Origin of the sequence: Billgrantia tianxiuensis, from assembly GCF_009834345.1 — a bacterium.
Taxonomy (GTDB): Bacteria; Pseudomonadota; Gammaproteobacteria; order Pseudomonadales; family Halomonadaceae; genus Halomonas; species Halomonas tianxiuensis.
Map to the genome: position 1 here is coordinate 2510604 of NZ_CP035042.1, position 16834 is coordinate 2527437.

The window sequence follows — 16834 nt, forward strand, 5'->3', positions numbered from 1 at the left end:
ACATTCGTTGTCTGCATGCATTCATTGTTTGCCTAGCGGCGCCGCAGGCGCCGGTTGATCTCGGCTTCGCGCGCGGTATCTACCCACCAGGCCTCGAGGTCGAAGCCGTACTTGGGGAAAGGTTCCGGGTAGTCGAACTTGTCCCATACCGCGATCCGTGTCTCGCCGGAATGGTACTGGGGAATGGTGATGAAGCTCCATAGCAGCACTCGATCGAGCGCACGCGTCGCGGTGTTGAGTTCCTCACGACTGTCAGCCCGGATCAGGCGCTCCACCAGATCGTCCACGGCGGGACTCTCGAGCCCCATCAGGTTGCGGCTCTGTGGCGTGTGGGCAAACTCGCTGGTCCAGAACTCGCGCTGCTCGTTGCCCGGATTGTTGGACTGAGGGAACTGCCCGACGACGATATCGAAGTCGAAACTACGCAGGCGATTGAGGAACTGGTTGATATCGACGATACGCAACCGCCCCTGAATGCCGAGCCGCGACATGTTGCGCAGCATCGGCTGTACGACGCGTTCCATGCCGCTATCGAAGAGCATAACTTCGATGGTGAGCGGACGCCCGCGCTCATCGACCAGTCTACCGTCGCGCACTTCATAGCCGGCCTCGAGCAGCAGCTCATAGGCCAGGCGCAGACGCTCCCGCAGATCGTCGGGATGGTCGATGGGCACGGCGCTGTCGAACACGCGCTCGGGCAGTTCGTCACGATGCGGCTCGAGCAGCTCGAGTTCCGCCTCGCTCGGCAGGCCCTCTGCCGCCATCTCGGAGTTCTGGAAATAGCTCTTGGTGGGGTGGTAGGTATCGTAGAAGAGATTGGCATTGAGCCAAGGGAAATCGAACGTCAGGTTGAGTGCCTCGCGCACCCGTATATCCTGAAACTTCTCACGCCGCAGGTTGAACACGAAGGCCTGCATGCGGGAAGGCTGGCCGTCCGGAACGGTAATTCGCTTGACCAGCCCGTCACGATAAGCGGGGAAGTCGTAACCGATGGCCCAGGTAGCCGCGCGGGCGTCGATGCGATAGTCCAGCACGCCCGCCTTGAAGGCTTCCCAGGCAATGTCGCGATCGCGGTAGTAGTCGTAGATCAGGCGGTCGATGTTGTGTCGGCCGACATTGACCGGCAGGTCGCGGCCCCAATACTCCTCGTCGCGCTGATAGACGATGCGACGACCCGGTTCGACACTGGCGATGCGATACGGGCCGGAGCCGGGGTGACGCGCCAGGGTCGGCGTGCCGAACTCACGCGTCTCCCAGTAGTGCTTGGGCAGGATCGGCAGTTGACCGACGATCAACGGCAACTCACGCGAATGGTTGGAGGCGAACTCGAAGCGTACGGTATGACGGTCGAGCGCTACCACGTCTTCCACATCGGCATAATAGCCGCGATAGAAGGGATTGCCTTCCTCCATCAGCAGGTTGAAGCTGAACACCACGTCGTCGGCCGTCAGCGGTTCGCCATCGTGGAAACGCGCCTCGGGACGCAGATCGAACTCGATCCACAGACGATCCGGATCCAGCCGTATGCCTTCCGCCAGCAGACCATAGACGCTGAATGGTTCGTCGACATTCTCGGTCAGCAGAGTGTCATAGATCTGCCCGATGCCAATGGCCGGCGTTCCGCGGATGATGAAGGGGTTGGTCGAATCGAAGCTGCTTCCCACAGCGGACTGGGTCATGCTGCCGCCCTTGGGCGCCTCTGGATTGACATAGGGGAAGTGGCTGAAATCCTCGGGCAGGGCCGGGGCATCGTAGAGCGCCAGACCATGAACGGTGGGCACTTCATCCGCTTCGGCAGCGAACAGGGGAGCCCACCCGGTAAACGACAGGCAGCAGACGAGAGTGGTACGCAAGACGAACCGCATCAATGACATCCTTGATCGAAACTGGCCCGGGAGCCCGAGCGTTATCGACATAAGGTGTCAGGCCGCCCGCCGCTTGTAAACCTCGGTCTTGGAAGGTGGCCGATCAGGCTGTCAACGCGCTGCCAGGCTGCGCCGCGGGATGTCGAGTGCCTGGCCGACCTGAATGATGTCGCCGCTCAAGCCGTTGTGTTGACGGAGTTCGGCCACGCTGATGCCGTGGCGGCTGGCAATTGCGGAAAGGCTGTCGCCGCGCTGGACCAGATAACGTTCGCCGGCGGCGGGTGCCGAACGGGAGGCCGGTGCGCTCAGCTCGGCAAGAATAGCCTCCTCCTGCTCGATCGGCACCAGTACCACGTCGACCGTGGCGGGGCTCGCGCTGCCATTGGTCAGCCCGGGATTGAGGGCGACGAGTTCCTCCCGATCCACACCGGCCACACTGGCCAGCTGCGACAGGTTGATGGGTGCATTGACCGGCACCTTGGCGAAGGCGGGGGTATCGTCGATCTCGGGGAGTGCCACGCCGTAGGTCTCGGGGTCATCGATAATGGCGGCAATGGCATTGAGCTTGGGCAGGTAGTTCATCGTTTCGTTGGGCAACTGCAGGTGCCAGTAGCTATCGGGGGCGCCCTGAGATGCCGCCGTGTGGCGTGCCCGGTTCACGGTACCCGCACCGGCGTTGTAGGCCGCCAGGGAGAGTTCGATATCGCCGTCGTACCACTGCTCGGCCTGCAATTCGATGTAGTCCAGCGCGGCGCGGGTCGACGCGACGACGTCGAGGCGAGCGTCGTAACCGTTGAGGCGGCGCAGCCCCAGGGCATCCGCAGTACCAGGCATGAACTGCCACAGACCGGCCGCACCACGATGGCTGCGGGCCTGCGGGTCGTAGGAACTCTCGATGAAGGGGATCAAACCGATTTCGCCGGGCAGCCCGCGCAACTCTACCTGCTCGGTGATCCAAGCCATCCACGGCCGGGCACGCTCAATGATTTCCGCCACGTTATCGGGATTGGCGCGGTAGTGTTCTATCCATTGCTGAACGCGGGGATCGTGACGCCGGTCATGCCATGCCAGGTTATCGCGCAGCCTCTCCCAGGCATCGCCGGGCAGGAAATCGAGATTCAGATCATCCCAGAAATGGTGGGTCGGCATTGGCGGCGCGGCGCCGGGGTGCGGGCTTGCCAGCAAAGCCGGACTGGCTGCCGTCAGTGCACCGATCAAAGCGATGCCTCCAGCAAGGACCATGGTCCATTGCCGCGTCGTTCGATAAGTCATACGTTCTCCTTCAGAGCAGGTGTCGTTCACGCTGCCCATGGGATGCGTCGATTCTCAGAAACTGTCTTTCCAGGCACGCAAAGTGGCGAAAGTGGCCTGCTCGGTATCGGTGTTGCCATGCTGCGATGCCGTGGCACGCACATCGGGATCGCCGCAGCGCAGGAACGGATTGATGCGCTTCTCCCGGGCCAGATGGCTCGGCAGCGTCGGGCGGTCGAGATCACGCGCGCGCTGGGCCTCAGCCAGAACATTGGCAACGTCCTGGTTGTGCGGGTCGGCCGCCTGGGCAAACCTGAGGTTGGCCAGGGTGTACTCATGAGCGGCGAAGACCAGGGTGTCGTCCGGCAACCCAGCCAGGGTCTGCAGTGAACGGTACATCTGCTCGGGACTGCCTTCGAACAGGCGGCCGCAGCCTGCCGAGAACAGGCTGTCGCCGCAAAACAGCAGCGGCGGTATGCCGGCGGTGAAGAAGGCAATGTGATCGAGGGTGTGGCCGGGAACTTCATAGACGTCGAAGCGCCGCCCCATGACACGGCAGGTGTCGCCATCACCAACCCGCTCCGTCAAGCCGGCAATGCTCGGGTTGTCGGGGCCGATCACTTTCGGTGAGTAGCGATCGATGAGTTCGGGCAGGCCACCGGTATGATCATGGTGATGGTGAGTGACGAGAATGCTGCCGAGTGTGAGACCCTCTTGCTCGAGGACACGAATCACCGGCTCGGCGTCGCCAGGATCCACGACACAGGCTTCGGGGCTCGTATCCTGGCGCATGAGCCAGATATAGTTGTCGCTAAAAGCGGGAATCGGTGTCACGCTCAGCATAGGCGTCATGTCCTTCGTCGCGTCGTAGACTACGCGTCGTAAACCGACAGGGTGGATTGCGTTCGCCGGCCCGTTTCACGCACCCAGCGGTATGCCGGGGAGCACCACGGAGGTGCCAGACCAAAGTGGGTTGCCCAGGGCCGCAGAGCCGAGCACGGCTAAAATGCCGAAAATGGCCCGCAAAACCGGTGATCATGGAGGTAATGGTCAGCAATGTCAAACCCGCATGAAGCGCTCGCCCTGGCAAGACTGTATCGTGAGGGGCGCCGCTACTGGTCCACTGACGATGGCCAGGCCCACTGGCGGGCCGAGCGGGCCTGTCTGGGGCCGATCTGCGAGAGCCTACATGGAGGGCATAGCCTGGAGCTTGGCATGGGGCCTTCGCTTACCGACATGTCACCCATCCGGCACAACATACGCTGGGCTCCTACGGCCGAGCTGTCCGAGCATGCCTCCTCCCTGGTGTGCCCCCTGGATGCGCTTGCCCTCCCCGATGAGTGCCTGCATCTGGTCATCGTGCATCACCTGCTGGAGGTCGTCGCCGAACCTCACCGGCTGCTGCAGGAAGCGGCTCGGGTCACGGCCGATGATGGCTGCCTGATCGTGCTCGGTTGGATGCCGCTCGGCATAACGGGCCTTTCGCGCCTCTCGCCGGGGCGCCGTAACCGTCTGCCGTGGCGGGGACACTGGCGCACGCCCGGCAAGCTCGGCGATTGGCTTGCGTTTGTCGACTTCCGTGTCGAGCGGGTAGACTACTGCGGCTTTCACCTGCCCGGCAGCCTGCCGAACAATGCCGCCCTGGAGACGCTGGGGCGACGGCATAATGTGCCGCTGGGCGACAGCTACATCATTCGCGCCCGTCGCCGCAGCCGGCTTGCCCAGAGCCAGCGTCCCAGGCTGAGGCTTCAGGGCACCCTGGGCGGCGGTGCACTGGGTCACGCCACTCGTGTCGGCAGCCCCACCCCGGAACCGAGCAGAAGGACCACCGAAGTTGAGTGACAGCGACAATGGCAAGCCGCTCCCCAGCGTGACCATTTATACCGACGGTGCCTGCCGCGGCAATCCGGGGCCGGGGGGTGGGGCGCTGTCATGGTCAGTGGCCGGCATGAAAAGACCCTCAATGGCTTCGAGGCCAGTACCACCAACAACCGCATGGAGCTGATGGCTGCGATCATGGCATTGCGCACGCTGAAACGGCCGTGCGAGGTGGAACTTTGGACCGACTCCGAATACCTGCGCCTGGGCATCACCGAATGGATACACGGCTGGATGAAGCGCAACTGGAAGACAGCGAGCAGGCAGCCGGTCAAGAACGCCGAGCTATGGCGGGAGCTACTCGAGGAGACCCATCGCCATCGCATCCATTGGCACTGGGTCAAAGGACACAGCGGACATCCTGGCAATGAGCGGGCCGATGCACTGGCCAACGCTGCCATCGATGCCCACTGGACACGCAACAAATCGCAAGCCACCCAACCTGAGCCCTAGAGACCATGCGTCAGATCGTTCTGGATACCGAAACCACCGGCATCGATCCCCGTGAGGGGCACCGCCTGATCGAAATCGGCGCCGTCGAACTCGTCAATCGGCGCCTCACGGGCAACACCTACCACCAGTACATCAATCCCCAGCGCGAGGTCGAGGCCGAGGCCATCGAGGTGCATGGCATCACCAACGAGTTCCTCGTCGACAAGCCGGTTTTCGCCGAAGTGGCCGACGCCTTCTGGGAGTTCGTGCGCGGTGCGGAGCTGGTCATTCACAACGCAGCCTTCGACGTCGGCTTCATCGACCACGAGTTCAATCTGCTGCTGGCGGCTCGCGGCGAGCCGCGCCTGGGGCCAGTGGCCGAGCACTGTCGTATCCTCGATACCTTGCAAATGGCCCGCGAACGTCATCCGGGCCAGCGCAACAATCTCGATGCGCTGTGCAAGCGCTATGAAATAGACAACGGCCGCCGTGTCCTGCATGGCGCCTTGCTGGACGCCGAGATTCTGGCCGACGTCTACCTGGCAATGACAGGTGGACAGACGGCATTGTCACTGGATGCCGAGGAGCGCAGCGACAGCCAGGCCATGGCCAGCGGTCTCTCGATACGGCGCATGTCGCTTCCTGCCGGCAGCCTTCGCGTATTGCGGCCCGACGACGCCGAGCTTGCGGCGCATCGGGCCAAACTCGACCAGATTCGCCAGGCGGCAGGAAGCTGCCACTGGGATACGCTGGTGGATCAGCCTGCGGGGAGCCAGGATGCTGCGCCGTGAGCTGCCGCTCGAAGCCAGCCATGGGCGACTGATTCGGGTCGCGGCCGGACGAATCGCGCCTGGGCTCGACGACAGTCCGCTACAGCCAGAGCAACCTTGGCCGGAGAGTGTCCAGCCGCTGGCCTACTGGCATGACGAACCGATCGCGCTATCGGTGGAAGAGCAGGCAGGGGAAGACTGGCCTGACGGCCGCCAATGGCTTTCCCGCCTTCCCGAGTCCTGGTTCCCGCTGATCTCCACTGCCTTGCAGGTAGCGGCTTGGCTGCGCGACCACCGCTACTGCGGCCGCTGCGGGGCGCCCGCATCGCGACTCGACGCCGAGTTCGCCATGCACTGCGAGCAGTGCGGACATCGTAACTATCCCCGCATATCGCCCTGCATCATCACCTTGGTCACCCATGGCGATGCCATGCTGCTGGCCCGCAGCCCACGCTTTCCTCCTGGGCGCTACTCCACCCTGGCGGGCTTCATCGAGCCTGGCGAGTCCGCCGAGGAGGCCGTGCACCGCGAGGTATACGAGGAAGTGGGAGTCAGCGTGGGGCGGATTCGCTATTACCGTAGCCAGGCCTGGCCCTTTCCCCACGCGCTGATGCTAGGCTTCTTTGCCGAAGCTGCAAGCCGCCGCATACGCATCGACGGTATCGAGATCGCTGATGCCGCTTGGTTCCTGCCGAGCCGGCTGCCGCAATTACCACCCCCGTACTCCATCTCGCGGGCACTGATCGAGACCCATCTTGCCGAAGTGGCAAACGGTGCCGGCCAAACCGGCAGGCTGAAATGAGACGGGCCGCCCAAGGGCGGCCCGTCTCAATAGGAGAGGCTGTCGCTCAGCGGTTCGGGAACAGGCTCGTCAGCTTGGTGGCCAGCATCACGTTGCCAGTGGCCTTCAGCTTGCCGGTCATGAAGGCCGTCATACCATTGACCTCGCCAGTCATGATGCCCTTCAGCGTATCGGTGCTCATCGAGAGCGATACGGATGGATCGTCATGCTCGCCTTCCTCGATCGACAGGGTGCCATCCTTCACCACCAGGTAGTGACTGCCGTTATCGCTGAAGTGGAACTGGAAGATGTCGTCCATGCCCTGGGCAGCCTGGGGGTCGAAGCGCTCTTGCAGTTTGTCTAAGGTCGAGGTGGACATGGGGGCCTTTCCTTCGTTGATGTTCGGAGAGCTTGGGAGCTGTTCATCAGAATATTTCAAACGGTTGTTTCAATCAACCCCGTTGTCAGCGACACCGCCCGGGGGCAGGATGAGGCAACCGACGACAGAAGGAGTGGCGACGTGAATGAATGGCTGATGGATATGGGGCGTTTCGTCGTACAGATGTCGATCCTGACGCTACTGGTCATGGTGGTGGTGTTGGTGATCGCCAAGGTCAGGAACGAGGCGGGGGAGCGGGTTCGGCTCAGGGTGGAGGAATTGAACGGCCGCCTCGAGTACCGCCGCCGGCGCCTGGCCCTGGCGGCCAGCGAGCCGAGTGCCCGCAAGCGCCTTGCCAAGGCCTTTCGGCGTGACGACAAGAGCCGCTCCCGTGCCGGCCGCAAGCAGGAAAACGAACCTCGTGGCACGGTATGGGTGCTGGACTTCCATGGCGATCTCAAGGCCGCGGGGGTGGGGCGGCTCGCCGAAGAGATCTCAGCCGTGACGGCAGCAGCGGCAGAGGGCGACGAAGTCGTGATTCGCCTGGAGTCGGCCGGCGGTCTGGTACACGCTTACGGCCTCGGTGCGGCGCAGGTCGATCGACTGCGCGAGGCGGGTCTCACCACTACGGTATGCGTGGACAAGGTCGCTGCCAGCGGTGGCTACCTGATGGCGTGCGCCGCTGACCATCTGCGAGCCGCACCGTTCGCCGTTCTCGGCTCCATCGGTGTCGTCGCCCAACTGCCCAACGTGCATCGCCTGCTCAAGCGCCACGATATCGATGTCGAACTGCTCACGGCGGGGGAGTACAAGCGGACTCTGACCGTATTCGGCGAAAACACCGAGGAGGGACGTGAAAAATTCCAGTCGGATCTCGAGCACATTCACGAACTATTCAAACGCCATGTCGCCCAGCGCCGCCCAGGACTCGATATCGAAGCGGTCGCGACAGGGGAAGTGTGGTATGGACACGATGCGCTCGACAGAGGGCTGGTGGATGCCCTTGGTACCAGCGAAGCCTATCTGGTGGCACGCATGAACGAGGCGCGAGTCGTGAGCGTGCGTCTCGAGGCGCGCCAGCCGATCGGGAAACGGCTAGGCGTGGCAGTTAGAGAAGCCGTCGAGGGTGGTGCCGAGCGATTGCTGGAACGACTCGATGCGAGCCGCTGGGAAAAACGCTGAGCCCCCACGCCCCACTGGGGCCTGTCACGCATCCTGCAACCGCACCAGCGTGTCGATCATCTGACGCGCCTGCTCCCCTTGGAGGGAATAGTAAATGGTTTGCGAAGCGCGGCGTGTCGAGACCAGGCCCTCCCGTCTCAGAATCGCCAAGTGTTGCGACAACGCCGACTGGCTCAGGGCCAGCCGCTGGTTGAGTTCGGTCACCGACAGTTCGGAGCCATCGAGCAAGCAGAGAATACGCAGTCGATTGTCGTTCGCCAGCGCCTTCAGCAAGGCAGTGGCTTGATCAATGGCCGGGTGGCCGGCTTGAAGCAGGCGGGATGCAGCGTTATGCGAGGTGCTCATGATGATCTCCCCGTGTTGCTGCCCGAGCAAAATGTCCAGGCTCTGGGCTGGCGGCGTCAGGCGGCTACCTCGGCCTGCGACAGGAAAACGTGAACCCACCTGTCGCAGACGATGGAGTTCGGCAGTGTCAAATTGAGTCATGGCATTGCTGATTTAGTCATCATTGATAGTAAGAGCACGACTGTCAAACGAAGAATCAACTAAACGGGTTTTTTCGCTGTCATTGCCCGCCTGGTTGTCGACAATGAGAACTTGATCCAACGCATTTTTCCTTCAAGAATCGCCAAATTAGCCGATGGTATGAAGGAAATTTCAGAAAAAGACTCTAAAGTGTCAACAATCAAGTTTGTTCGCTGCGGACTGCACCTCATGACAACCTATAAAGCCGAATTCCAACGCTCCATCGATCAGCCGGAAGCTTTCTGGGCCGATCAGGCACGCCGAATCCCGTGGTTCACACCGCCCAAGCGCATTCTCGAATACGATGAGCACGGACACGCACGTTGGTACACCGATGGCGAAACGAACATCTGCCACGCGGCCCTCGACCACCATGTGGAGCAGGGGCGGGGGGACCAGCCGGCCATCTACTGGGACTCACCGGTCACCGGCGGCAAGCGCACCCTGACCTATCGCCAGATGCGCGATGAAGTGGCGTTGTTCGCCGGGGCGCTGCAGGGGCTTGGCGTGGGGAAGGGCGATCGAGTCGTCATCTACATGCCCATGGTGCCTGAGGCGCTGGTGGCCATGTATGCCTGTGCGCGACTGGGGGCGGTTCACTCCGTGGTGTTCGGCGGCTTCGCCCCACATGAGCTGGCCGTGCGAATCGACGATGCCCGGCCCAAGGTGGTGGTAGCCGCCTCCTGCGGTATCGAAGTCGACCGGGTGATTCCCTACAAGCCGAACATCGACGCGGCGATCGAGCAGAGCGAGCACAAGCCCGACGCCTGCATCTTCCTGCAGCGCAACCAGCAGCCTGCGGAACTGGGCGCGCGCGACCACGACTGGTCGGAGCTGATGAAGGACGCCGCACCGGCCGATTGTGTACCAGTCAAGGGCAGCGATCCCCTTTACGTGCTGTATACCTCGGGTACCACCGGCAAACCCAAGGGAGTGGTTCGTGACACCGCGGGCTATGCGGTGGCCTTGCACTATTCCATGGAAGCCATCTACGACGTTGCGCCTGGCGACGTGTTCTTCTCCGCCTCGGACGTTGGCTGGGTGGTGGGGCATTCCTATATCGTCTATGCCCCTTGCTGCGAGGCTGCACCAGCGTGGTATATGAGGGCAAGCCGGTGAAGACGCCGGACGCGGGTGCCTTCTGGCGGCTGATCAGCCAGTATCGGGTCAAGAGCTTCTTCACCGCGCCGACGGCCTTTCGCGCAATCAAGAAGGAGGATCCCGACGGCAAGCTGTTGCAGCAGTACGACATATCCTGCCTGAAGGCACTCTATCTGGCCGGTGAGCGACTCGATCCGCCGACCTTCCATTGGCTCGACGATCTGCTCGAGGTGCCGGTGATCGACCACTGGTGGCAGACCGAGACCGGCTGGCCGATCGCCGCCAACCTGCAGGGGCTCGAACCAATGCCGACCAAGGCCGGCAGCGCCACCGTGCCCGTGCCGGGCTTCAACGTCCAGATCCTCGACCGCGAAGGCGAACGCGCGAGGCCGATGGAGCAGGGCAGCGTGGTAATCAAGCAGCCCATGCCCCCAGGTTGCCTGATGGGGATATGGGGCGATCCGCAGCGCTTCAGGAGCGCCTACATGGCGGCCTTCCCCGGCTACTACCTGACCGGTGATGGCGGTTACTTCGATGAGGAGGGCTACCTCTTCATCATGGGCCGCACCGATGACGTCATCAACGTGGCAGGCCACCGCCTTTCTACGGGTGAGATGGAAGAGGTGGTCGGAGCCCACAAGGCCGTTGCCGAATGCGCCGTGATCGGCATTCACGATGCGCTCAAGGGGCAGGTGCCGGTTGGTCTGGTCATCCCCAAGGATGGTTTCGAGGGCGACGAGCTCACTCTCGAGAACGAACTGATCGCTCTGGTGCGAGAGAAGATCGGCCCCGTCGCCTGTTTCAAGCAGGTGCTGGTGGTCAACCGACTGCCCAAGACACGCTCCGGCAAGATCCTGCGCAAGCTGCTGCGCAACATCGCCGACGGCAAGGAGTATGGCGTGCCGTCTACCATCGACGATCCAGCCAGCCTGCAAGACGTACATGAAGCCATGAAGGAGCGCGACATCGGCTCCGCCCACGAGGCCCGCCAAGTCTGACGTGAACGGCTTCCGCAAGCATGCCTGCGCCGTCTGCTGGGGCGGCGCAAGGCACGCTGGCCGCTCCGGGCTTTCTTCGCTTCATCGCGATGTGTGCTTGCCGAGTGCCATGTAAGGTTGGCCCAAGCCGTTGGCCCCACGTATAATCCCCGCCTCATTCCGGCAACCGATCGCATCGGCTGCCGGCGAGGGTTCCCTCACCCCTCGTCAACCATCGTGGCCACGTCGGGGCCGTCAAAAAGGATTCGCACATGTTCGTCCTGTCGGAAGCGCAGCAGCGTCGCTGCCTGTTGCTGCTGGTGTCGTTCCACATCCTCGTGATTGCGGCCAGCAACTACCTCGTCCAGTTGCCTTTCACCCTGTTCGGGTTCCATACCACCTGGGGAGCGTTCAGTTTTCCCTTCATCTTTCTTGCCACCGACCTGACGGTGCGGCTGTTTGGCAAGGAACCGGCACGCGCCATCATCATGCGGGTAATGCTCCCTGCGTTGCTCATCTCGTATGTCGTCTCGGTGATTTTCCCCCGCGGGAGCTTTGCCGGTTTCGAGGCGCTGGGCGAATGGAACCTGTTCGTGGCCCGCATCGCTCTGGCGAGCTTCATGGCCTATGTGCTGGGCCAACTGCTCGACGTTCAGGTCTTCGACCGCCTGCGCAGCCTGCGGGCCTGGTGGATTGCGCCGGCGATCTCCACCGTGCTGGGCAACCTTGCCGATACCGCAGCATTCTTCGCCATGGCGTTCTATCGCAGCCCCGATCCCTTCATGGCGGCACACTGGGTCGAGATCGCCGCCGTGGACTATGCGATCAAGCTCGCCATCAGCCTGCTGTTTTTCCTGCCGCTCTACGGCCTGTTGCTGGCCTGGCTGAGCCGCAGGCTGGTAGAACTCACCGGGCAGCAGGATCTCGCACCCCAGCGCCTCTGACCACCACTAAGCAACGGAGGAAGGATGACCGTCGAACTCAATTATCAGGATACCGGTGGGGAAGGCACTCCCCTGGTGGTGGTGCATGGTCTGCTGGGCAGTGCCGACAACTGGCGCTCGCATGTCAAGCAGTGGCAGGCGCTGCGTCGTGTGGTCGCGGTCGACCTGCGCAACCACGGACGCTCGCCGCATGCCGACGGCATGAGCTATCGCGAGATGGCCGAGGATCTCCTGGCGCTTCTGGATCGCCTGCACATCGACCGGGCACACCTGCTCGGACACTCCATGGGAGGCAAGGTCGTCATCAGCCTGGCGCGCCTGGCGCCGGAGCGTGTCGCTTCGCTGATCGTGGCGGATATCGCCCCCCAAGCCTACGGACATGGCCACGATGCCGTCTTCGCAGGACTCAGGAATCTGGAGCGCGGCAGGCCCGAGAATCGCCGGGAAGCCGATGAGCTACTTGCCGAGCATGTCGAGGAGCGCGCCACCCGCTTGTTCCTGGCCACTAACCTGGAGCGGGGTGAAAACGGCGGACTGACATTGCGTCTTGGCCTCGATCAGATCGAGGCCGGCTATACCGACATCATGCAGGCACCAGCGGGAGAGGGGCTTTCGAGGGCCCGACCCTGGTACTGCGTGGCGGCCGCTCGCACTATGTTCCTGACTCGGCCTTGCCGGGCCTGCGCGAAGTCCTCCCTCAAGCACGTGTGGTGACCCTGGAAGAGGCCGGCCACTGGCTGCACGCCGAACAGCCCGAGGCATTCCAATCCGCGGTCAACGACTTTCTCGCTGCGCAAGCCTGAAGGACATCAGGGAGCGGCCGTGCCGAGATCGATGGCGAGCCGCTCCAGTGGCGTAACGGCTTCGGTGACGCCTGCCTCGAAGAGAAACTGCTCGAAACGCAGATAGCGCCCGTGGTCCACGGCGGCGGGCTGAAGCGACAGGCGGGGAAAGACATCGCCCCAGGCTTCCTCGCTAGTCTGATCGGCAAGCGCGGGCTCCGCCGCCTGCAGCAGTGCCCAGGCTTCGTGGGGTTGGTTGACGATCCATAGCGCAGCCTCTTCCAACGCCAGTACCAGCCGGCGTACGGCGTCGCGCTTGCCGTTGAGCTGGTCACGATTGGCCATCAGGATGAGGCCGTCGTGAGATGGCAGTCCATGCTCCTCGACAGGCAGCATGCGTGTCATCACACCCTCGTCGGCCAACTGGCGAGGCAGGAGATAGCGATGATGGGCCAGCACCCCGTCGACACGCTGCTCACGCATGGCATCGAGTGCTGAATAGCTGATGTCGTGCAGCTCTACCAGTTCCTGGCCATTGGCCAAGCCCAGCAACTCCGCGAGCATGCTGGCCAGCAGGGCATCGCGCCCATCGATGTCGGTCACACCGATACGCAGCCCCTCGAGCGAGAGCTCGCGCTTCTCATTCACGAATTCATCGCGCAGCACCAGGGCGGAAACGGGAGTCGCGACCAAGGTCGCCACACGTATCAGTGGCGCTCCCTTGTCAGCCAGCAAGTGCAGTTGAGGCTGTCGCCCCACCGCCAAATCGGTTCGCCCGGCAGTCAACAGCTTGGTCGTCACGCTCGGATCTGCCGGCACGACCAGCGACACCTCAAGACCCCGGCGCGCAAACATGCCTTTCTCGCGAGCCACCAGCAGGGCGGCATGCTGGGGGTTGAGATACCAGTCAAGGGTTACGGTCAGCCGGGTCGTAGGGGGCGGCACGATAGGCTCGGCAGGCTCGCTGACCACCGACGGCACTCCCGGCAGCTCACCTTGATCCTCGTCATCGAGGCTGGCGGGAAACGGCTCGCTCGGAAGCAGGCGCTCCAGAATACCCGGCGTTTCCGCGAGTGGCGGTATTTCGAGCACCGGCGAATCCTCACCAGGTGCCGAGGTCTCGGCGTCGTGCAGCGGCGGCGGCACCTTGACGACCGTATCGAGCTGTAACGGGGGAGCGGGAAGCGGCTCCAGATCCGCATGGGGTTCGGCCAGAAGCGGCGTTGGCAGTAACAGAACCAACGTCATGATCCTGCCAGCCAAGGCGCGGGCCGAGAAACTCCGATAAGGCTTGGCCATGGATGGCAATCTCCAGCGGAGGATGTAAGTTTCGGTGAACCGAAGTTTATCGTTGTCCTGCCAAGCGTGGCTAGCGCAGGCATTCTCCTGCTAGACCATGGCCTCACGTGGCATAATGGAGTCATTCCCGCTCGAGGTCATGCATGGACACCATCAATACCCTTTTCCTGCTTTCCGGCTTTCTGATCGCCCTCAGCGTCGTAGCCAGCCGCATATCGTCAATGGTGGGACTGCCGCTGCTGCTGGTCTTCCTGGGTCTTGGAATGCTGGCAGGCGAAGAGGGGGTGCTGGGCATCCAGTTCGATGACTACTCATTAGCATTCCTCATTGGGCATCTGGCATTGGCCATGATCCTGCTCGACGGCGGCTTGCGAACCCGGCTGAAAACCTTTCGTGTCGGCTTCAAGCCCGCCTTGTCGCTGGCCACACTGGGAGTGTTCGTTACTAGCGGCCTGGTGGGACTGTTCGCCATGTGGGTGTTCGATCTCACCCTGATCCAAGGGTTACTGGTCGGCGCCATCGTTGGCTCTACCGATGCTGCCGCGGTGTTCTCGATGCTGAGTGGCCGAGGCGTGCATCTCAACGAGCGTGTCAGCGCCACGCTCGAGATCGAATCGGGCACCAACGACCCCATGGCCATCTTCCTGACCCTCTTGCTGGTAGAACTCTTGGTCGGGGACATTCGCGGGCCGAGTTCGACTGCACTGTTCATGGTTCTGCAGTTCGGGCTCGCCATGCTGATCGGCCTCGGCGGCGGCTGGTTGAGCGCCAAGCTGCTGCGCTGGCTCGACCTCGCCCCGGGCTCTACTCCCTGCTGGCCCTGGGACTGGGTTTCTGCGTCTTCGGTGCCACCAGCTTCCTCGGTGGAAGCGGCTTCCTGGCGATCTACCTGGCAGGGCTCATGATCGGTAACCAGCCGGGCCGCCACCTGAACTTCATTCTTCCGGTCCATGATGGGTTGGCCTGGCTGAGCCAGATCGGCCTGTTCCTGATCCTGGGCCTGCTGGTCAATCCATCGGGTCTGCTCGAATATGCGTTGCCGGCCTCGCTTGTGGCGCTGGCTCTGATCTTCGTCGCGCGTCCACTGGCCGTGCTGATCACGGTGAAACCTTTCTTCCGCTTTCGCTGGCGCGAGATCGGCTTCATCTCCTGGGTGGGATTACGCGGCGCGGTACCCATCGTGCTCGCGATCTTCCCGGTCATCGGTGGCGTCGAGAACGCCGCTCTCTATTTCAATGTCGCCTTTGCCGTGGTGCTGCTGTCGCTGCTGATCCAGGGCGGCACATTGCCCTTGATGGCACGCTGGACAAGGGTAGAGGTTCCCGTCGGTGTCACCCCCGACCATCGTGGTCCACTCGGCATCCTGCCCGAAAACGATTACGAGATGTTCGTCTACAAGGTGGATAACCAGGACCTCGAGGACGTTCCCATTCGTCTGCTGCGCTTTCCTTCCGGCGCGGTGATCTCGGCGCTCTTCCGCCAGCATGCCATGCTGCACCCCAAGGGCAGTACGCGCCTGAAGTTGGGTGACGTCATATGCGTCATCGGTCGCAGCGGCGACCTGCCGGCACTCAATCGGCTGTTCAGCGGGGATGCCAAGCTCAAGCGCGAGCGTGCTTTCTTCGGCACCTTCACCTTCGACGGCGACGCCTTGATGAAGGATATCGCCAGCGTCTATGGCTTGACGCTCAGCCCGGGCGAGAGCGAGATGACACTGGCCGAGTTCGTCTCGCTGCGCGTCGGTGGCCATCCCGTGGTTGGCGACGATGTCGACTGGCATGGCATCCATTGGGTAGTCAGCGAAATGGACGGCAATCGCGTCACCCGGGTCGGCTTGCGCCTGTATTGACCGGCTCGCTTGCAGCCCGATCGCGCTCCAACTACCTTCCTCTTGAAACCATCACGCTCAACAGGATTTGACGGAGGTTCGCCATGACACGTGGACTAGGTGGCCGTTCACCGGCCAACATCACATACCATCTTCAGGGAGTGGATTTTCCCGCGCGCCGCGATGACCTCGTTGCACAGGCTCAAGCCAATGATGCCGAAGCAGAGGTCATGGAAATCGTTCGCAACCTGCCCGATCAGGAGTACGAGAGCATGGCCGATGTCACCAAGGGCATTGGCGAAGTCGAGTGAATTTCCCGTTAACGAATGAGGAAATATCCATGCTCAAGTTCCTGGCAAGTACCGTCGGAATTATCTTTCTCATTGGCTTGATCGTGGTCATCGGTCTGCTGATGCTGATCTTTTGACACCGTTCGCCGGGCGGCAAGCGCCGTCCCGGCTCTCCAGCCTCCTTCCACATCGCACACCCCCGTTTCACTTGGCTAGTATTGGTAATACCCTTCCAACGGGAGTTTGTGATGTTGTTCTCGCGTCAACAGTGGCTCGTACTGCTGGCAGGGCAGGTGGTCGGTACGTTCCTGTTCATGATCCTGCGCTGGCCTCCCGACGCCAACCATGACCTGTTCCTGGCTTTCGGAGGCATGCTCGTGCCCACGGCTTTGGCCTTCATCGGCGCATTGCTGGGGCGCATTCATAGCCGGCAGGGCGCAACCATTGGCTTGGTTCTGGGCTACGTCGCCTTCTTCGCACCGGCCAGCGTCATCATGCTAGGTAACTAGCCAAGGCACGGCGAGAGGCTGTTGCCTTGACGCAGAACCGA

14 protein-coding genes and 4 pseudogenes are annotated in these 16834 nt (G+C 62.5%); 12 read left to right on the top strand and 6 right to left on the bottom strand.

Annotation, left to right across the window (positions count from 1 at the left end):
* Nucleotides 1–32: 32 nt before the first annotated feature.
* From EKK97_RS11685 to gloB, 3 genes are all read right to left on the bottom strand, one after another.
* On the bottom strand, nucleotides 33–1865 hold the full coding sequence (locus EKK97_RS11685; RefSeq protein WP_159552041.1) for an extracellular solute-binding protein: 1833 nt from the start codon (nucleotides 1863–1865) through the stop codon (nucleotides 33–35).
* 111 nt (nucleotides 1866–1976) lie between these two features.
* Entirely contained in the window at nucleotides 1977–3137 is a 1161-nt protein-coding gene (locus EKK97_RS11690; RefSeq protein WP_159552043.1) for a transglycosylase SLT domain-containing protein, read from the bottom strand.
* Between the two features lie 54 nt (nucleotides 3138–3191).
* Complete coding sequence (gloB, locus tag EKK97_RS11695) at nucleotides 3192–3959, bottom strand: hydroxyacylglutathione hydrolase (RefSeq protein ID WP_159555778.1); 768 nt, start codon at nucleotides 3957–3959, stop codon at nucleotides 3192–3194.
* A gap of 213 nt (nucleotides 3960–4172) precedes the next feature.
* On the opposite strand from gloB, the gene EKK97_RS11700 reads away from it, so the two are divergent.
* The 4 genes and pseudogenes from EKK97_RS11700 to nudC all read left to right on the top strand — a co-directional run bounded on the left by EKK97_RS11700 (nucleotide 4173) and on the right by nudC (nucleotide 6998).
* Nucleotides 4173–4958, top strand: coding sequence for a class I SAM-dependent methyltransferase (locus EKK97_RS11700; protein WP_159552045.1), 786 nt, complete (start codon nucleotides 4173–4175; stop codon nucleotides 4956–4958).
* A pseudogene (rnhA, locus tag EKK97_RS11705) lies at nucleotides 4951–5447 on the top strand (ribonuclease HI). The gene EKK97_RS11700 and the pseudogene rnhA overlap by 8 nt, the downstream one beginning before the upstream one ends.
* Before the next feature lie 5 nt (nucleotides 5448–5452).
* Nucleotides 5453–6217, top strand: coding sequence for a DNA polymerase III subunit epsilon (gene dnaQ, locus EKK97_RS11710; RefSeq protein WP_159552047.1), 765 nt, complete (start codon nucleotides 5453–5455; stop codon nucleotides 6215–6217).
* Nucleotides 6204–6998 carry an NAD(+) diphosphatase gene (nudC, locus tag EKK97_RS11715; protein ID WP_159552049.1) on the top strand — a complete coding sequence of 265 codons (795 nt, stop codon included), beginning with the start codon at nucleotides 6204–6206 and terminating at the stop codon, nucleotides 6996–6998. The genes dnaQ and nudC overlap by 14 nt, the downstream gene beginning before the upstream one ends.
* Before the next feature lie 46 nt (nucleotides 6999–7044).
* Here nudC and EKK97_RS11720 read toward each other — a convergent pair whose 3' ends face one another.
* A complete protein-coding gene (locus EKK97_RS11720; protein ID WP_159552051.1) occupies nucleotides 7045–7356 on the bottom strand; it encodes an SCP2 sterol-binding domain-containing protein in 312 nt (103 codons plus the stop codon).
* 141 nt (nucleotides 7357–7497) lie between these two features.
* Between EKK97_RS11720 and sohB the strand changes: the two genes are divergently transcribed.
* The gene (gene sohB / locus EKK97_RS11725; RefSeq protein WP_159552053.1) at nucleotides 7498–8538 is read left to right on the top strand and encodes a protease SohB; all 1041 of its coding nucleotides are present in this window, start codon (nucleotides 7498–7500) and stop codon (nucleotides 8536–8538) included.
* A 24-nt stretch (nucleotides 8539–8562) separates the two neighbouring features.
* Here sohB and EKK97_RS11730 read toward each other — a convergent pair whose 3' ends face one another.
* The gene (locus EKK97_RS11730; RefSeq protein WP_159552055.1) at nucleotides 8563–8883 is read right to left on the bottom strand and encodes an ArsR/SmtB family transcription factor; all 321 of its coding nucleotides are present in this window, start codon (nucleotides 8881–8883) and stop codon (nucleotides 8563–8565) included.
* A gap of 369 nt (nucleotides 8884–9252) precedes the next feature.
* On the opposite strand from EKK97_RS11730, the pseudogene EKK97_RS11735 reads away from it, so the two are divergent.
* The 3 genes and pseudogenes from EKK97_RS11735 (at nucleotide 9253) to EKK97_RS11745 (ending at nucleotide 12888) form a co-directional block, all read left to right on the top strand.
* Nucleotides 9253–11162, top strand: a pseudogene (locus tag EKK97_RS11735) (propionyl-CoA synthetase).
* A gap of 251 nt (nucleotides 11163–11413) precedes the next feature.
* Nucleotides 11414–12085, top strand: a complete 672-nt coding sequence (locus tag EKK97_RS11740) for a 7-cyano-7-deazaguanine/7-aminomethyl-7-deazaguanine transporter (protein ID WP_159552057.1) — start codon at nucleotides 11414–11416, stop codon at nucleotides 12083–12085.
* A 24-nt stretch (nucleotides 12086–12109) separates the two neighbouring features.
* Nucleotides 12110–12888, top strand: a pseudogene (locus EKK97_RS11745) (alpha/beta fold hydrolase).
* Between the two features lie 6 nt (nucleotides 12889–12894).
* On the opposite strand, the gene EKK97_RS11750 reads toward EKK97_RS11745, so the two are convergent.
* Nucleotides 12895–14166 (bottom strand): ABC transporter substrate-binding protein, encoded by a 1272-nt coding sequence (locus EKK97_RS11750; RefSeq protein WP_159552059.1) that lies wholly within the window; start codon nucleotides 14164–14166, stop codon nucleotides 12895–12897.
* A 143-nt stretch (nucleotides 14167–14309) separates the two neighbouring features.
* Here EKK97_RS11750 and EKK97_RS11755 point away from each other — a divergent pair.
* The 4 genes and pseudogenes from EKK97_RS11755 (at nucleotide 14310) to EKK97_RS11765 (ending at nucleotide 16793) form a co-directional block, all read left to right on the top strand.
* Nucleotides 14310–16015, top strand: a pseudogene (locus EKK97_RS11755) (potassium/proton antiporter).
* An 83-nt stretch (nucleotides 16016–16098) separates the two neighbouring features.
* Entirely contained in the window at nucleotides 16099–16305 is a 207-nt protein-coding gene (locus EKK97_RS11760; RefSeq protein ID WP_159552061.1) for a DUF2795 domain-containing protein, read from the top strand.
* 29 nt (nucleotides 16306–16334) lie between these two features.
* Nucleotides 16335–16421 (top strand): small membrane protein YohP, encoded by an 87-nt coding sequence (locus tag EKK97_RS26240; RefSeq protein ID WP_472857682.1) that lies wholly within the window; start codon nucleotides 16335–16337, stop codon nucleotides 16419–16421.
* A 111-nt stretch (nucleotides 16422–16532) separates the two neighbouring features.
* A complete protein-coding gene (locus EKK97_RS11765; RefSeq protein ID WP_159552063.1) occupies nucleotides 16533–16793 on the top strand; it encodes a hypothetical protein in 261 nt (86 codons plus the stop codon).
* The last annotated feature ends 41 nt before the right edge of the window (nucleotides 16794–16834 follow it).